This is a genomic window from Uliginosibacterium gangwonense DSM 18521 (assembly GCF_000373965.1).
In the GTDB taxonomy this organism is placed as follows: domain Bacteria; phylum Pseudomonadota; class Gammaproteobacteria; order Burkholderiales; family Rhodocyclaceae; genus Uliginosibacterium; species Uliginosibacterium gangwonense.
Genome location: NZ_KB892839.1, coordinates 154,384 through 170,966 on the forward strand (window position 1 = coordinate 154,384; position 16,583 = coordinate 170,966).

At 54.7% G+C, this 16,583-nt stretch carries 15 protein-coding genes; 8 read left to right on the forward strand and 7 right to left on the reverse strand.

What is annotated here, in order from left to right; all coding sequences use genetic code 11:
* Window positions 1-87 precede the first annotated feature (87 nt).
* Window positions 88-1,815 (reverse strand): 30S ribosomal protein S12 methylthiotransferase accessory factor YcaO, encoded by a 1,728-nt coding sequence (ycaO, locus tag B145_RS0108885; protein WP_033406745.1) that lies wholly within the window; start codon window positions 1,813-1,815, stop codon window positions 88-90.
* A 229-nt stretch (window positions 1,816-2,044) separates the two neighbouring features.
* Complete coding sequence (locus B145_RS0108890) at window positions 2,045-2,776, reverse strand: substrate-binding periplasmic protein (RefSeq protein ID WP_157288333.1); 732 nt, start codon at window positions 2,774-2,776, stop codon at window positions 2,045-2,047.
* Between the two features lie 203 nt (window positions 2,777-2,979).
* On the opposite strand from B145_RS0108890, the gene B145_RS25015 reads away from it, so the two are divergent.
* The gene (locus tag B145_RS25015; RefSeq protein WP_018606754.1) at window positions 2,980-4,221 is read left to right on the forward strand and encodes an MFS transporter; all 1,242 of its coding nucleotides are present in this window, start codon (window positions 2,980-2,982) and stop codon (window positions 4,219-4,221) included.
* A gap of 153 nt (window positions 4,222-4,374) precedes the next feature.
* Here the strand turns inward: B145_RS25015 and ulaG are convergent, their stop codons facing one another.
* On the reverse strand, window positions 4,375-5,439 hold the full coding sequence (ulaG, locus tag B145_RS0108900; protein ID WP_018606756.1) for an L-ascorbate 6-phosphate lactonase: 1,065 nt from the start codon (window positions 5,437-5,439) through the stop codon (window positions 4,375-4,377).
* Window positions 5,440-5,831: 392 nt separating this feature from the next.
* Between ulaG and B145_RS0108910 the strand changes: the two genes are divergently transcribed.
* From B145_RS0108910 to B145_RS0108940, 7 genes are all read left to right on the forward strand, one after another.
* Complete coding sequence (locus tag B145_RS0108910; RefSeq protein WP_018606761.1) at window positions 5,832-6,284, forward strand: PTS sugar transporter subunit IIA; 453 nt, start codon at window positions 5,832-5,834, stop codon at window positions 6,282-6,284.
* Between the two features lie 13 nt (window positions 6,285-6,297).
* Window positions 6,298-6,954 (forward strand): 3-keto-L-gulonate-6-phosphate decarboxylase UlaD, encoded by a 657-nt coding sequence (locus B145_RS0108915; protein ID WP_018606763.1) that lies wholly within the window; start codon window positions 6,298-6,300, stop codon window positions 6,952-6,954.
* A 1-nt stretch (window position 6,955) separates the two neighbouring features.
* The gene (locus tag B145_RS0108920) at window positions 6,956-7,831 is read left to right on the forward strand and encodes an L-ribulose-5-phosphate 3-epimerase (RefSeq protein WP_018606764.1); all 876 of its coding nucleotides are present in this window, start codon (window positions 6,956-6,958) and stop codon (window positions 7,829-7,831) included.
* Window positions 7,828-8,529 carry an L-ribulose-5-phosphate 4-epimerase gene (locus tag B145_RS0108925; RefSeq protein ID WP_033406689.1) on the forward strand — a complete coding sequence of 234 codons (702 nt, stop codon included), beginning with the start codon at window positions 7,828-7,830 and terminating at the stop codon, window positions 8,527-8,529. Before B145_RS0108920 ends, B145_RS0108925 begins: the two co-directional genes overlap by 4 nt.
* Before the next feature lie 43 nt (window positions 8,530-8,572).
* Complete coding sequence (locus B145_RS0108930; protein ID WP_018606766.1) at window positions 8,573-8,833, forward strand: HPr family phosphocarrier protein; 261 nt, start codon at window positions 8,573-8,575, stop codon at window positions 8,831-8,833.
* Between the two features lie 4 nt (window positions 8,834-8,837).
* Window positions 8,838-10,643 carry a phosphoenolpyruvate--protein phosphotransferase gene (gene ptsP / locus B145_RS25020; RefSeq protein WP_018606767.1) on the forward strand — a complete coding sequence of 602 codons (1,806 nt, stop codon included), beginning with the start codon at window positions 8,838-8,840 and terminating at the stop codon, window positions 10,641-10,643.
* A gap of 159 nt (window positions 10,644-10,802) precedes the next feature.
* Window positions 10,803-11,582, forward strand: coding sequence for a DeoR/GlpR family DNA-binding transcription regulator (locus B145_RS0108940; RefSeq protein ID WP_033406691.1), 780 nt, complete (start codon window positions 10,803-10,805; stop codon window positions 11,580-11,582).
* 106 nt (window positions 11,583-11,688) lie between these two features.
* Here B145_RS0108940 and B145_RS0108945 read toward each other — a convergent pair whose 3' ends face one another.
* The 4 genes from B145_RS0108945 to B145_RS0108960 form a co-directional block, all read right to left on the reverse strand.
* Window positions 11,689-13,041, reverse strand: a complete 1,353-nt coding sequence (locus B145_RS0108945) for a hypothetical protein (RefSeq protein WP_211209792.1) — start codon at window positions 13,039-13,041, stop codon at window positions 11,689-11,691.
* 449 nt (window positions 13,042-13,490) lie between these two features.
* The gene (locus tag B145_RS0108950) at window positions 13,491-14,342 is read right to left on the reverse strand and encodes a pyridoxal phosphatase (RefSeq protein ID WP_018606772.1); all 852 of its coding nucleotides are present in this window, start codon (window positions 14,340-14,342) and stop codon (window positions 13,491-13,493) included.
* 76 nt (window positions 14,343-14,418) lie between these two features.
* A complete protein-coding gene (locus B145_RS0108955; protein ID WP_018606773.1) occupies window positions 14,419-14,700 on the reverse strand; it encodes a PTS sugar transporter subunit IIB in 282 nt (93 codons plus the stop codon).
* Between the two features lie 26 nt (window positions 14,701-14,726).
* Window positions 14,727-16,175, reverse strand: a complete 1,449-nt coding sequence (locus B145_RS0108960) for a PTS ascorbate transporter subunit IIC (RefSeq protein ID WP_211209793.1) — start codon at window positions 16,173-16,175, stop codon at window positions 14,727-14,729.
* Between the last annotated feature and the right edge of the window lie 408 nt (window positions 16,176-16,583).

Below are 16,583 nucleotides of genomic sequence, written 5' to 3' on the forward strand. Positions count from 1 at the left end.
GATAGATCACAAGGACAGTCTTCAGGGTAGCCGTCTTCAGGCCAAGGTTCCAGTGTAATCCTTGGCCTGCAGGTTCATTCAAACACTTTATGCCCGTTTGGCTGCCTGAACTTTGGCATATGCAGCAAGCAGGCGCGCATGCATTTTGCAGCCTTCAAGCTGGGGGCCGGGCGCCTTGATACCAAAGAAGCGTTCCTCCCCGCCCAAGAGCTGTATGGCCTGGGCGACAGTGCCCTCGCCATACAGCGCGTGAAGTGCCTCGTCATAATGCTTGTCTTCTTCCAGTGCCAGGAGTGTTTCGATGCAGTGGTACACCTTGCGGCGAGATGGCGAGATTTGTTCGAAGTGGCGGACCCAATCCAAGCCCTCACGAATCGCGTTTTCGTCCCCGATCGAAAGCGCCAGCATGGTCTTGAGTTCGCCGATACGCAAATCCTCCCACACCGACCCGGCGTCGGCTGCGAGACCGATCACTGCGGCGACCAGCCGCTGGTCATCCAGCCCCTGGTCTTGCAGTGCTTCGAGCAGATCAGCCACTTCTTCGTCGTCGAGCTGGTCGAGGAGCAGGATGCTGGGCCGCAGATCGTTGCCGAGACTGTTGTTGTCATACTCCAGTTCATCAATGGGATAGATTTCAGACAGGGTAGGCACAAGAATGCGGCAGGCATACACACCCAGATGGGTGAAATCTGCAATATAGATGTCGTGGCCCGTGGCGTGGATCAATTCGCACAGGCGGTCGAATTCCTGCTGTGTATTGCCGGAGAAATCCCAGTCGCAGAATTCATAATCCGGTGCATCGGCGAGAAAATTCCAATGCACGATGCCGCTGGAGTCGACGAAATGAATCTCCAGGTTGGGCACCGAAGCCGCTTCTTCACGGTCGTGCCCAGGGGGTGGGAAGCCATCCAGCGCAGCCAATGCACGGCCTTGCAGCAACTCGGTCAGCGCCCGTTCGAGGGCTACCTCGAAACGCGGGTGTGCGCCAAAGCTGACGAAGCAGCCCTGGTCATGTGGATTGAGCAGGGTGACATTGACAACCGGATATTGTCCTCCCAGCGACGCGTCGCGTACCAATATGCCAAAACCTGCTTCGCGCAGACCATGAATGCCTGCGGCGATATGTGGGAAACGGGCGATCACCTCTTCTGGCACGGCAGGCAGACACAGGCATTCGCGGATCACGCGGAATTTCACGTGGCGTTCGAGCACTTCGGAGAGTGCCTGGGTACGTGCTTCGGTTGCGGTATTGCCCGCTGACATGCCATTGCTGACATACAGATTGCTGATCACGTTGACCGGGAAATACACCGTTTCACCATCGCGCTGGCGCACGTAGGGGATCGCGCAGATGCCTCGAGCCAGATTGCCGGAGTTCAGGTCAACCAGTGTTTCGGCATCAATATCTCCTTCAGGGTTGTAGATATCCTGCAACTCTGGCGTGAGGAGTTCTTCGGGCCATTCGTAAGCCCCCTCCAGGTCAAACCACCGCTCTTGCGGATAATGGCAGAAAGGCGCCTGCGCATTGGCTTCACCGAGGTAGTAGTGCGACCAGAAGTAATTACATGACAGGCGCTCAAAGAATTCACCCAATGCGCTTGCACGGGCAGCGAGTTCAGAGGCGCCTTTGCCATTGGTGTAGATCAAGGGGCAGTCCGCATCGCGCAAATGTACTGACCAGACGTTTTCCACCGGGTTGAGCCAGGATTGTTCCTCCGCACGGAACCCCAAGGCTGCAAGTTTGCCCTGCAAGGTGGCAATGGTGGATTCGAGCGAAGCGTCTTTGCCCGGAATGAAGTGTTCGGTCGAAGTCATGTCAGCCTCGCGCAGTGAATGTGAAATGGCAGCGCATTGTACGGTATAGCCGCCTGGCACAGCGTGTCAAAGCGCTGTAGCGCGAAGATTTGTCTCAAATCGACCAGCGAGGCAGGGCCGCTATGCGTCAGTTTCCAGAATATTGCGAGATTGTTCCTGTGCCAAGGTGAGGGGCTGGCCGCTAAACCCCCACAATAGAAATAGCTGGTATATTGTGGGGGTTTGGTAATTATTGGAAGCTGATCGCCTTGTTCAGTTTTTCAATGACTTCTGCGCCAACCTGTTTGCTGCACATGATATAGCGATATTCGCCTTGTGGCACATCAGGGAAATTCAGCGTTTTGACGTCATTGCTGGATAAACCTGCCTGAGAGATGAAGTAGCTTGCTTCTTCGGGCGAGACAAAGGTGAGGTCAGCCCGATCTGCCTTGATCATCTGGATCATCTGCGGTGACTCCAAGGTGACGGCAGTTGTGGTGGGTTTAATTTTTTTCACCAGATCGTCAATAAAAGTGCCGTAGGAGTAGCTCTCCTTGACGAGGAGCCGAGTCTTTTTGTCAGCCAGCAGGTCGGCCAGCTTGACGCCAGCGGGCGCTTTGAAATTGGCATTGGTCAATGCGGTCCAGGGTTTGTCTCGATAAATTGGTTTGGTGAACAGTGCAAACGCTTCACGGGCAGGGGTTTTGAACCACCCTACCGCGCAATCCTTTTCTGCATTTTGTTCCAGGATGGCCAATTGGCGATTTGATGGGGTCTTGGCCCATTTGAAGGCAATACCTGCTTTTTTGAAGGCTTCACCAGCAGGGCTCGCCGTTAGGCCACTGGCACCACCATTGGCCTCAGAGACGAGGTAGGGCGGGCGTTCGTTGTAATGCAGAGTGATTTCCCCTGCAGCCCAAGCGCCTGAGCTTGGGGCAAGAAAGAGCATACCCCATATAAATCCGCGAAGCTTATAAGACATAGCGTTCTCTCCGTAATTGGAATCGAAACTGCCTTTTGAGTCTAGCCTCGTGCGGGCGGTGATTGTATGTCCTCAAGTGAATTCATCCATACCCATAAGGGTGAGGTTCAATGCGGACGCGCACCCTGCTGTAACCGGGAATCTAGCCTTGGCGCAAATCGGCACGCTTCCTGGTATGGCCGTGCTCGCAGCAATGCCTGAGAATGAGCGCCATTGCATCAAATCAGGTTCGCCCCACTATGTCTTCTACACCCGTGTCGCCGCAAGCTGCGCGTTTTTCTACCAACAGCTTGTTCTTTGTGTGCGGTCTGCTGTTTGCCACTTGGGGCGTGCATGTCCCGACGGTGAAAGCACTTTATGCTCTGAGTGATGCCGGACTTTCCTGGCTGATGCTATCTGCGGGGGTAGGGGCTTTGCTTGGGCTCTCCCAGGTAGGGCAGATGGTGGCCCGATATGGCACGCGGCCCGTGATTTGGGCAACGGGTATCGGGATGTGTATTTCGCTTGCGGTGTTGCTTTTTGCTCCGGGATATCCGGCGCTACTGGCTGTACTCTTTGTGTATGGGCTTTGCAACGGTTCATTTGATGTAGCCATGAATGCAGAAGCGGTGGCGGTGGAGCATGCTTATCGGCGCCCGATCATGTCCTCTTTCCATGGGTTTTTCAGCCTGGGTGGTTTCGCCGGGGCTTTGGCGGGCTCCATGACGGCTGCAATGGGCATCGCGCCATGGCTGCACCTGGCGGGGAGCGCTGTGGGGGGATTTGTTGTGATTGCAGTGGCCTCCAGGTGGATGTTGCCACCCGAGGCGACGCATTCACCTGAGGAGGCAGGGCGTACTTGGAGCCTGCCCAAAGGGATTATCTTGCTGATCGGTGTGATGGGGGCGCTGGGCATGGTTGGAGAAGGTGCCATGTACGACTGGAGCACCCTGTACATGCGTGATGAACTCCACAGCACGCAACAAATTGCAGCTTTGGGGTATGGCGCATTTTCGGTTGCGATGGCGCTTGCCCGTTTTGGTGGCGATTGGGTGCGGGCGCGCCTGGGGTCCAGCGAGGCGTTGCGGCTATCGGCATGGGTTGCTGCCGCTGCGATGACGCTGACATTGGTTCTCGGTTTGCACTGGACAACTCTGCTGGGTTTTGCCGTGGTCGGCCTCGGGTTTGCCAATGTTGTGCCGGTGTTGTTTTCTGCTGCGGCGCGGGTTCCAGGGGTGACACCTGCCAAAGGGATTGCCGGGGTTTCCGCTGTCGGTTATGTTGGATTCATGATGGGGCCACCCGTTATCGGGGCCATCGCCCACCGTTTCAGTTTGTCTTCGGCATTGTTTATTGTGGCGTTATTTGCGATGGCCGTTGCCTTACTTACCCGTCGTGCTATGGCACAGGTGGGCGAGGAGCCAGGGGCCGAAGCTGTTGGGCTTCCCCAGATGTCGCAGGATTGATGTCTGTTCCTATCTCGCAAGGTGTTTGGCCGCATTCTGGGTTGGCAAATTGGAACAGAAGAGCGTCGATGAAAAAAAGCCCTCGTTGCCGAGGGCTTGTCAATTGTCTGAGGCAGCTTAGAGGCTATTTCATGCTACGTACAGACAAGGTTCTCACAGGAACGAGGTATAGGGCAGGTCGGGCTCCCCGGTAAAGCAGTCATCAAAACCACGGGGGTAATGGTATTCCATCTTGTCCTTGTCGGCGGGGAAGGTGAATTTGCCACCCACCTGCCAGATGTAGGGTTTGAACTTGTACTGCAGGCGGTCTTTCTTCATGTTCCACAGCATGGTGATTTCCATCGGGTCCGCTTGGAAGTTTGACCAGATGTCATGGTGGAAGGGGATGATCACCTTGGTGTTCAGGGCTTCGCCCATACGCAGGATATCTGAAGCGGTCATCTTGTCGGTGATGCCACGTGGGTTTTCCCCATACGAGCCCAGGGCTACATCAATCTGATGTTCGTTGCCATGCTTGGCGTAGTAGTTGGAGTAGTGCGAATCGCCGCTGTGGTAGAGGTTCCCCCCCGGGGTTTTGATCAGGTAGTTGACCGCACGGTCATCCATGTTGCCTGGCATCTTGTCCTTGGCGGTTTCTTCCTTCGGCAGGGTGACCAGCACGGTGCGGTCAAAGGACTCCAGCGCGACGATTTCAAGATCCTTGATCTTGACCACATCTCCCGGCTTGACGACGATGCAGCGTTCAGCAGGCACGCCCCACTTTTTCCAGAGTTCCACACAGGTCTTCGGGCCAATGAAGGGAACGGAAGGATCACAGTTCTTCATGACCGCTGCGGCCACGTTAACGCAGATGTGGTCGTTGTGATCGTGAGTAGAGAGTACGGCGTCGATATTCTTGATGGCAAACGGATCAATCACAAAGGGTGAAACACGCAGATTGGGTTGCAGGTTTTTGCAACCACACATGCGAGCCATTTGGTGATGCGGGTCCATCAGCGGGTTCTTCATTGAGCGCTTGCCCGTGCCGCACCACAAATCGATACAGATGTTGGCGCTCCCCGGAGTTTTGACCCAGATGCCCGTACAGGCCAGCCACCACATGGCAAAGCTGCCTGGTGCGACGACTTCGCGCTCAATTTCTTCATTGAGCCATGTGCCCCATTGCGGGAATGTGCTGAGTACCCAGGAATCACGGGTAATTTCATCTACTTTTGCCATGCTCTGTTTCCTTTCAACTGATCAGTTCAAACTGTTTTACTGAGTTGCCAAGCAATCGCTGGGGATGCCTTGATAACCTAAAACGCACAATAACGTGCAATTCGATCTAATGGTATGAGCAAATATAGAGCAAATCAAGATCGTTTTTGTTCTGATCTTGAGTGACATGAATGCTCTTTAGCCAAAAGCTTGAGGCTTTTTAAGCTAAGGAGATTCACGATTTTATACAGTTAAAACATATAGATAGGGTGTTTATGCGACTTCTTTCCAGGTCTCGTATACACTATCAATCCAATCGATCCTTCTTGATTTTGATCAAAAACATTCTTTTTTGCCACAAAACAATCTTTTCGATCACTACAATTGAACAAAATTCGAACACGGAGACAGGCATGAACTTGACCAAGCAGTTGTTGGAACTGAACACCATCCAGTTGCAGGCGCAGGCCACCAATTGGCAGGAGGCTGTTCGCGTCGGGGTGGATCTGCTGGTGAAGGCAGATACCGTTGAGCCCCGGTACTACGACTCCATTGTGCGAATGACCGGTGAGTTGGGTGCCTGGTATCTGTTGGCTCCAGGGATTGCAATGCCGCATGCCCGCCCGGAAGAAGGGGTGAAGAAAACCAGTTTTGCCTTGGTGACTTTGGCTACACCGGTGAATTTTGGCGATCCAGACAATGACCCGATTGACATTCTGATCACGCTGGCCGCCACCGATGCCAAGACCATGAATGAAGAGGCCATCGTCGAGGTGGTCACGCTGCTCGAAAACGAAGACACCGTCAGCCGTATCCGTGCAGCCAAGACGCGTGCAGAGATTGAAACCATTTTTGCTGAACTATAAGAGGAGACACACGATGGCACTACCCATGTTGCAATTGGCACTGGATAACAAGACCCTGGCCGATGCCCTGCAAGCAACCCGCATTCTGGCCAATGAAGTGGATGTGCTTGAAGCCGGTACGATCCTGGTCTGCGCAGAGGGGATGCAGGCGGTGCGTTGTCTGAAGGCACTTTACCCGAATCGCATTGTGTTGGCAGACATCAAGGCCGCAGATGCTGGCTCCATTCTTGCCAATATGTGCTTCTCCAACGGAGCAGACTGGATGACGGTGATTTGCTGTGCGCCGATTGCCACGGTTGAAACCGCCATGGCCGAAGCCCGTAAGCGCAGTGGTGATCTGGATGTTCAGATTGAATTGACTGGCTCCTGGACTTGGGAAGAAGCGGATGCCTGGCGCAAGGCTGGCGTCAAGCAAGTGGTTTATCACCGCGGGCGCGATGCCCAGGCTGCGGGCCAGTCCTGGTCAGAAGATGATCTGGCCAAGATCCGTCGTCTGGCAGACATGGGGTTTGAGCTTTCCATCACAGGTGGGCTGGTGATTGAAGACCTGCCTCTGTTCAAGGGTATCCCGGTCAAGGTGTTCATCGCTGGCCGTTCCATCCGTGATGCACAAGACCCGGCTGGCGCCGCCCGTGCCTTCAAGGCTCGTATTGCCGAATTGTGGGGCTGAGATGAACACGGCGGTACAGCATCCTCACCCTTGTCTGGGTATCTACGAGAAGGCGTTGCCAGGCGGCCTGAGCTGGCATGATCTGCTGGTGGCTGCTCGCGTGGCAGGGTACGACTATCTGGAGATGTCCATTGACGAGTCGGATGAGCGTTTAGCGCGTATCGCATGGTCGGCGGCACAGCGGGCGGAGTTTCGTCGTGCTGTCGAAGAGACCGGCATTCCGGTCAAGTCCATTTGCTTGTCTGCGCATCGGCGTTTTCCGTTTGGTAGTGCAGATCCGGCGATTCGCCAAAAAGCGCGCGAGATCATGGCCGGTGCCATTGAGTTGGCGGCGGACACTGGTATCCGTACCATCCAGTTGGCAGGCTACGACGTGTACTACGAGTCATCCACGCCTGAGAGTCTGGCCCGCTTCGACGAGGGGCTGGCCTGGGCAACGGAATGGGCTTCGCAGGCACAAGTGGTGCTGGCGATGGAGATTATGGATACGCCTTTGATGGGGTCTATTTCCAAATGGCTGGTGTATGCCGCCAAGATTCGCAGCCCCTGGTTCCAGGTCTACCCGGATCTGGGGAACCTCTCTGCATGGGGCAACCATGTGCCGACCGAACTGGCTTGTGCGGTGGACCGGATTGCAGCGGTCCACGTCAAGGATACCTACGCGGTGACACCGGATTTCCCCGGCCAATTCCGAAATGTGCCTTTTGGCAGTGGCTGCGTTGATTTCGTTGCGGCGTTCAGAGCTTTGGCGGCGGTAGGGTATCGAGGATGCTTCCTGGTTGAGATGTGGGCAGACAAGTCCCCGGACCCCATTGGTGATGCGATCCGCGCCCGTGAATGGGTGATCGGCAAGATGATTGAAGGAGGTTTGTGGTGACATTAGAGCAATTAAAGGAGCATGTGCTGGCGGCCAACCTTGATCTGCCGCGTTACCGACTGGCACTGTTTACCTGGGGTAATGCTTCAGGCATTGATCGTGAGCGCGGGCTGGTCGTGATCAAACCCTCTGGCGTTGATTACGATTGCATGACAGCTGACGATATGGTGGTTGTGGGACTGGATGGTACGGTAATGGAAGGCGCTTATCGGCCTTCATCTGATCTGGCCACCCATCTGGCAATCTACAAGGCATTTTCCGAGGTGGGTGGGGTGGTGCATACCCATTCGTCTTACGCTACGGCTTGGGCGCAGACAGGCCAGGATCTACCTGCCGAAGGGACAACGCATGCAGACTATTTCTACGGCGCGGTGCCCTGTACCCGGCTCTTGAATGACACAGAGATCAAGGGTGCCTACGAGCTGGAAACCGGTAACGTGATCGTGGAAACTTTCCGTGAGCGCAAACTGGATGCCTTGCAGATGCCGGGTGTGCTGGTGGCAGGCCACGGCCCCTTCACGTGGGGCAAGACCGCCAAGGATGCCGCCCACAACGGAGTGGTACTCGAAGAGGTTGCACGCATCGCCATCTTGTCGCGCCAGGCAGGCAGCCCGCGTATGATCAGCCAGACACTCCTGGATAAGCACTTCTTGCGCAAGCATGGCGCGGGTGCCTATTACGGTCAGAACAAAAAGTAGCAAGCCTTCCCTGAGGCAGGCTTGATATAGGAGGAGATACAAAATGCAAGTACGTGAAGTTGAAATCGTCAATCCGACCGGGCTGCATACCCGCCCAGGCAACCGTTTTGTGAAGAAGGCCAAGGAGTTCGCTTCGGAAATCCATGTGGTCAAAGGCGAGAAGCGGGTAAACGCCAAGAGCCTGCTCACGATCATGAAGGCCGGGATTTCGTTGGGTGACAAGATCTCTATCGAGGCAGATGGGCAAGATGAGCAGCAGGCGGTTGAAGAACTGGCTGCATTGATCGCTTCGTTCACGGAGTAAGTCGATGACTGCTTTAAAGGGTATTGCCGCCTCCCCAGGCGTTGTATTGGGCAGGGTGTTTGTCTACACCATGCCACGCCTGGAAGCAGTGGAAAGCCGTTGCCACGCGTGCCACCGCTGTGCTTGGTTTGGCTGCGAAGCAGGTGTCGAGGTGGGCGAGGGGAGTGTGGCCGAGGCTGAACTCAAAGTGTTGCACGACGGGATCGCCGCCGCCCGCGACCAGCTTGAAAATCTGGTAGAGCGTGTGCGTGCCGAGCGTGGCGACGATCTGGCGGAGGTGTTCGAAGGCCACTTGGAAATTCTGACTGATGAAGGCTTGGACGAAGAAATGTCTGCCGCCATCGTCGAGCGCAAGCTGTGCGCCTATGGGGCCATCCGCGAAGGTATCGAACATCAGCGCAATGAGTTTTTGGCTTTGGAGGATGAATATCTGCGCGAGCGTGCAGACGATCTGGCCGACATTGGCCGTCGGCTGCTCTACGCTACGGCTGGTGTGCCCTTCATGAGCCTGGGTGACATTCCCGAGGGGGTGATCATCGTTGCACGCGATCTGACCCCGTCTGATACTGCCCAGCTTGATCCATCGCGTGTGGGAGGCTTTGCGGTGGAAACCGGGGGGCGCACCAGCCATACCGCTATCATGGCGCGTACACTGGAATTGCCCGCTGTGGTGGGATGCGTCGGGATTCTGGATGCCGCGCAGCACGCACTTGAAGGCAAGGGCGAACTGGTGCTGGATGGTGGCAAGGGGGAGGTTGTGTTCAACCCCAGCGATGCTGAAATTACACAATTTGAGCAACGACGCGCAGCTTACCTTGCCGACCGGGAAGCCATGCTGGCCCTGGCTTCCTTGCCTGCAACAACACGCGACGGGCAGACGGTGATGCTGGGGGTGAATATCGGCACACCCGCCGATGCCAGTGCAGCCATCCCCTGGAATCCGGATGGTGTGGGGCTGTACCGTAGTGAATTCTTGTTCATGGATCAGCCCACGCTGCCCACTGAAGACCAGCAGTTCAAGGCGTATGCCACTGTTGCAAAGGTCATGAAGGGCAAGCCAGTGATCTTGCGGACGCTGGATGTGGGGGGCGACAAGCCTGTTGCGGCGATTCCCTTCCCCGAAGAGGACAATCCTTTCCTGGGCTGGCGTGGTGTGCGCATGTGCCTGTATGCCGAAGAAGGGAATCAGGGCGTGTTGCGTACCCAGTTACGCGCCGCGCTACGTGCGGCAGCTGAGGGGGATGTGTGGGTGATGTATCCCATGATATCCGCGTATGAAGAGGTGCTGGCGATCAAGGCTTTGCTCGCAGAGGTTCAGGCCGAACTGCATGCCCAGGGCAAGCGTTATGGTCAGGTCAAAACGGGCATCATGGTTGAAACGCCGGGTGCAGCGATGATTGCCGACAAGCTCGCAGAGATTGTCGACTTCTTCAGCATCGGCTCCAATGACCTTACCCAATACACCTTGGCTGCGGACCGTGGAAATCAGCAGATAGCCCGTTGTTACCAGACTTTCCACCCGGCTGTGTGGCGTCTGGTGGCCGAAGTCATCAAGGCAGGCAAGGCGCGTGGCATTCCGGTGGGCATGTGTGGCGAGTTGGCAGGCATTGAAGAAGCTGCGTTGCCTTTGTTGGGGCTGGGCTTGGATGAATACAGCATGAGTGCGCAGTCTTTGCCGCGCATCAAGCGCATTATCCGTGCTGCTAGCATGGATCAGGCATGCGCTGCCGCCCAGGCTGTGCTGCAAGCGCATACAGCGGCGGAGGCGCATGCTGTCGCGCATGCAGCCATGAGGGCTGTATTGGAGTGATGCCTCATGCGGGTCTGGCTTGTCCAGGCCCGCATTGCTGTTTAGCCACTTACTTTTTGATCCAGTTCTATTCAATACGAACCCCAAAAGAGCAGGAACGTTGAGTAATTTGAATGTTCCGGGTAGCATGAACACAAATATTAACAGGGTGAATCGATCATGAGTGGCTTTGGCAGGATTACATCACAACGGCGGCAAAGGCTCCTGAACCGCTTGGAGCAAGGCCCGACCCGCGTGGTGGATCTGGCTGAGGAATTCGATGTGTCGGAAATCACCGTTCGGCGTGATCTTGACGAATTGGTGGAAGAAGGCTTGGTGGAGCGTTTTCATGGTGGCGCCCGCCTGGTCGGAGTACCTGTGCCGGAAACCTCTTTCGCCGAGAAACCCCGTTTGCATGCGGATGAAAAAGAGAGCATCGGCAAGATGGTGGCCGGACTCATTGGCAACGATGAAACGGTTTTTCTGAATGCGGGTTCTACGACCTTGTCGGTGCTGCGCCACATGCATGGTCACCGTGTCCGCGTCGTCACCAATAATGCTGCGGCCCCGATGGAAGTGAAGGGGGATGCCAATCTGGAGTTGATTCTGGTGGGGGGGCTGTATCGCCCCAAGTCCAGTTCCTTGTACGGCGATCTGGCGGTGATGACGTTGTCACAAATTCATGCTTCATGTTGTGTGCTGGGCACCAACGGCGTGAGTGCGCGCACAGGGCTGACAAGCTCGGTCTATGGTGAGACCGTTATTAACCGTTTGATGGTCGAGCGCTGTCAGGGCAAGGTCATCGTGGTGGCCGACGGCTCCAAAATTGGGGTGACTTCCAGTTTTGCCTGTGTGCCGCTGGATAAGGTGTCGATTTTGGTGACAGATCGTTCCGCCAGCCCTGACGAGCTGGCTGCGATTCGCGCGTTGGGCGTGCAAGTGATGATCTGTGATGATTGACCGCCGCCGCATTTGAATTCGGGCAGTCAAAATGATTTCAGCCAAGCGCATCAGTTGCTGATGCACTTGGCGTGAGAGTCGAGGTGTGTCAATCTGCCAAGCGTGATTACAGTTTGCAAGCCGCCACACGGCTGACCTTGATGTTCTGGCCACCATCGCTGTGGGCCCAAACTACATCCCCGCTGGCTGTGCTTACAAAATCCTGAAATGTGCTGATCGGCGCGTTGGTGCTCACCGGCCCTTCGGTGATAGCTCCCGTGCTGGCGTTGGCTACGGCCAGAACAAGTTTCCCGCCTGATTTCCAGCCCAGCAACAGTTTGTTGCTACCTAATGCGGCCATATATGGGCGGAAGGGGTAGCTTGAATCCAGGCCCGTCGCACCGGCAATTGTAAGATCCGTACTGATTGCGCTGCCGCTGTTGGGCAACTTGGCAAGCTTGAGTACGAGTGCGCCGCTGCTGTTGGTCTGGATATAGTTCATCCAGAAGCCACTCCCGGTAATGGGGACCAAGCCGCCCAATGCTCGGCCCGATGCATCCGTGTCGTTCAGCCATTGCAGATCATTTTTTGCCGAGCTGCTGGTTGCCAGACGTGCCAGTTGCATGGCATTGGGATAGGCATCGCCATGGCAGGCAGCCCCCCAGGTGCCGTTGTAACCCAGGCGTACTGACCAGCTATGGCTGCATCCCCAATCCCAGCCGCCGCTCTGTACCGCACCATCAGTGCCAACAAACTTCAGGGTGTCACCCGCGTGGATATCTACTTCGCCTGTTACGTTGGGGCGCGCGGTCGACATGGCTCCCCGGTAATACACGCCATAGCGGCTTCCATCTGTAGCCAGCCGTGCAGTATGCCCATACCACCAGATGAACTGGGCGCCTACGCTATCCGCATTGCCTTTCTTGGTCAGTGTGGTGCGGAAACGGCTTGCACCGGCGTTGTCGATGCCCACCAGATCCATCTTGCCACAGACCGCATTGTCTGGCGTTGCGCTGGAATAGCAGTATTTTGACGAATAAATGTCAGGGTCATTGGAGACTATCGCCAGGACCGCGCCCTTGGCGTCAGCAAGTGCTGCATGCACCTGTAGCCCCGAAATATCCGGTAGGTAGCTTTTCAGAGTGTCGCTGGAACTCAGTGTGGCAAGCTTGATGACTGATTTGCTGGCATCCGTCCATGCAAGCAGTGCGGTGCCATCTGATTTGGGGGCAATGACAGTTGGTGTATATTCGTCATTGACAGAAGCATCGTCGACACTCACCGTCGTTGTGCGTATGCGATTCGCCAAAGTATCGCATGAACTGCTTGCCGCGTCGGTTGTGCTGCTTGTACCGGTACTGGCGTTTGTGCTGGTGCTACTGTCGGCGCTGCCTGTACCGGCGCTACCTCCACCACATCCGCTGGCAAGCGCCGCATAAACAAGTATGGCCAGAATACTCAGACGCGGAAAGTTTTTCATTTTTTGCACCAGTGAATTGTCGTGGAGTTGAAACATATTCAGTTCGGTTTGTTCCATACATATGGAATCAGGCCCCGACACCTTGTCAGGCGGATACGAATGAATCTCAGTTGATATATTGTTACATGGTGTTTCACGTGTACGGCAGTTAAAGCCGATAAATGGCATGCGTTAAAAAACCAGGTTTTTGTCACAAAGTAGCCGCTATCCCGCTACTACATACATGCTGATGGCGAAAACCGTTTATCGGATAGTGCTTTTTGAAGCGTTTGTTACGCATTATCAAGAGAAATCATCTGGCAAAAAAAGAGGCGTCCAGCAAGTCGGATGCCCCTTTATGACCACGAGGTAAGAGGTTCTTGTTCATCTAGCCATGAGAGCGATCATTTCTCATATATCCATGCTGGAATGGATGGTGTTCATCCATAAAACCATGCGAATAAAATGCTTCAGCGCAGCGCCAATACATAGCGTTGGAGTGCCAGGGCAATGGTGTTGCTGTCGTGATGTCCGATCACCTCATTGGCATGGGCTTGAACGGCAGGTACTGCATTGCCCATTGCAATCCCCATGCCTGCCAGCTTGAGCATACCAATGTCGTTGTGATTGTCACCAAAGGCGAGCACTTGCGAGGGGGCTATGCCTTGTACTGAAAGCCAATAGGCGAGGGTGCTTCCTTTGCTGTTGCCCTTTTGCGCCACGTCGAACCAATTACGCCCGGATTGCTCGAATTCCAGCCCTAGTTTTTGTGTGACCTCTATCGAGAATTGTTGATAGACCACGGGGTCTTGGGGAGAAACTATCATCTTCCAGACATTTTTTGCTTGGCTCACAAAGGATTCCAGGCTCTCAACGGCAGTGATCCCCTCGATAGCGGGGGTCTGCTTAGCGCCCCAATCAAGCAGGCGCTGGATTTGGATATCCCGTTGTTCGTAGGCGATCTGGTCGTCCGCATAGATAAAGCCCCTCAGGCCATGTTTGCGCAAAAGGCTTAACAGACCCGACGCCTGCGCTGTGTCCAGTGGTTTCGCAAACAAGGTCCGGCGTTGTTTGAAATCGTAGATGTAAGTGCCATTACAGCAGATTGCCGGGGCGTCTAGCTCCAGTTGGGCGATATATGGGGCGGTGGTGATATGGTGGCGCCCGGTGATCAGCATGACCTGGAGTCCCCGCGAACGTACCTGCCTGAGTGCGGTTTGTGTTTCAGGATGGATGCCCAGTTGCGCATCAAGCAGGGTGCCGTCAAGGTCAAGAGCCACCAGGCGGAAATCTGGCAGCACTGGTTTTTGCATGGTGTTCATAATGAGTTTCTGCAATAAAAAGCCCAGGCACGCCGTATGGGTATGCCTGGGCCATGGTATGAAGCGGAATGGACGATCAGGCCAGACCGGCTGCCTTGATCTTGGTTTCGATCTCTTGCACTGAGAGCAGGTTCTTCAGGCCGATCACTTTGGTGCGTTCGGTCGCCTTGAACTGGTTCATCAGCGACTCGGAGCAGAACACCACATCAAACGACGAGGCCTGGCTCTTGGCTTCGCCTACCGACATATGATGCACATCGGCAGCGATGTTCAAGGTTTTGAATACTTGCGAGATCTTCATCTTGATGATCTGGGAAGAGCCCATGCCATTTCCGCAGGCAGCAACGACTTTTAACATAGTGTGTCTCCTTGTTTAGTGCTGAATCATTCCACTTCAGCATTCTTGAAATAAACGTCCTTGTTTCGAGCATATTGCACTTGCGGGATGATCAGCATTGCGATGATGGTAATCGGGATGACGATCAGGCCGAAGTGCTGCATCGCCCAGCCGATAGGTGGCCACAAGATGTCTTGGTCGAAATTGCCATGCCAGCCGCCGAACTCGGCCAGTCCGAACGCACCGGCGGCAAATGCACCGCCCAGTACCTGGATGAGCCCTGAGGCGAAGCACATGATAGCCAGCGCCCGGAAACCCCCCATGCGATTGGCAAACACACCGATCGTGGCATTGTCGAAGAACACCGGCACAAACCCAGGGATGATCAGCACGGGGGAGTGGAACAGGATCAGCAAGCCGACTGCCAGGAACTGCCCCAAGGCACCGAATACGAAGCCAAACAGCACCGAATTGCCACCGGCAGCATCAAAACCATATGTAGCAGCGCAATCAATGGCCGGCAGGGATCCCTTGAGAATCTTGTCGGAAATCCCCTTGAAGGATTCGGTCATTTCCGCCACGAACATCCGTACACCAGCAGACAGGATGTAGAGATAGACTGCAAATTGCAGCGTGGTTTTGAATATGTACTTGATGAACCATTCGCCAGAACCTGGGTTGTAGAACTTGTTCTTGGCCAGATATTCCGGTCCGAGCAGGAGCAGAATTGCGCCAAAGAAGATCAGCATCAGTGTGGCGGACGCTACCACGTTATCGTTGAAGATCTGCAAGGCCCCAGGAAGCTTGAGGTGTTCAACAGATTTTTCCGGATTTCCGATTTTGCGACCGAATTTGTGCGCAATCCACACCCCGAACATTTGTTGGTGACCCACGGCGAAGCCTGCATGATCGGTAAGCTCTTGAGTGGCTTCCACCGTCAGGTTGGAGAACACCGCCCAGTAAGTGCCAACGAGCATCCCGCAGGCGATGACGCCATAGATGTTGTTGGTCAAGAGCGGCACACCGATAAAGATCAGCCACAAGCCTGTGGTCGCTTGTTGCACCATGATGTGACCTGTGATGAACAGCGTGCGGATCTTGGTGGTACGGCGACAGGCAACCAGCAGAATGTTCCAGATGAAGGCCACTAGCAGCGCGACCATGATCATCGAAGTGGTCCATCCTGCTTTCTCAAAAGCGGCATTGACTGCGTTGAAGCCAAAATACGGGTCAAGCACTGCGGCCTGCAATTGGAAGCGATCTTTCAGACCTACCAGAATTGGGCGGAAGGCGTTCACCAAGCCACTTGAGCCAACTTGCAGAATATAGAAGCCAACGGTTGCCTTGATGAAACCGCTGAAGCATTCATGCCAGGGCTTGGAAAGTAGTGCATAGCCCACCAAACAGATCAAACCGATAAAGATGGCTGGTTCTGCAATGATGTTTGCAAACAGCCCCTTCCATGCGGGGATCACCATGCTCATTAAAAAGTCCACGTCTTCCTCCTCTTGGAACGCGTTACACCCAAACGACTACTGAATTTGTCTCCCCTGCGTGCGAAGTGTCGTGGCCGTTTGTATGGTGCCTGGGAAACAGACCCCTTGCCATCCCCTTTGCGCATTTTTGAGCAGGTTATGGACTTAGCTTAGCTCTTTTTGAATGTTTGTGTTTGCTTTTTGTTCTATGTTTTTATCGATTTGATCGATTTGATATGTTTTTGAAAAGTTTTTTGATCGTGATCAAGTTTCACACGGAGGCTTTGATTTCCTGATTGCCTGTGATTATGGCATTGCCCGCTTGCTATTGAGAAACACGTAAAAATCTTGAGTAAAGTCAGTATATTATTGATTAATATGGTTGTTTTTGTTTTTTGTGTCTTCTTGAAAAACGCTGAAGAAGCGTCC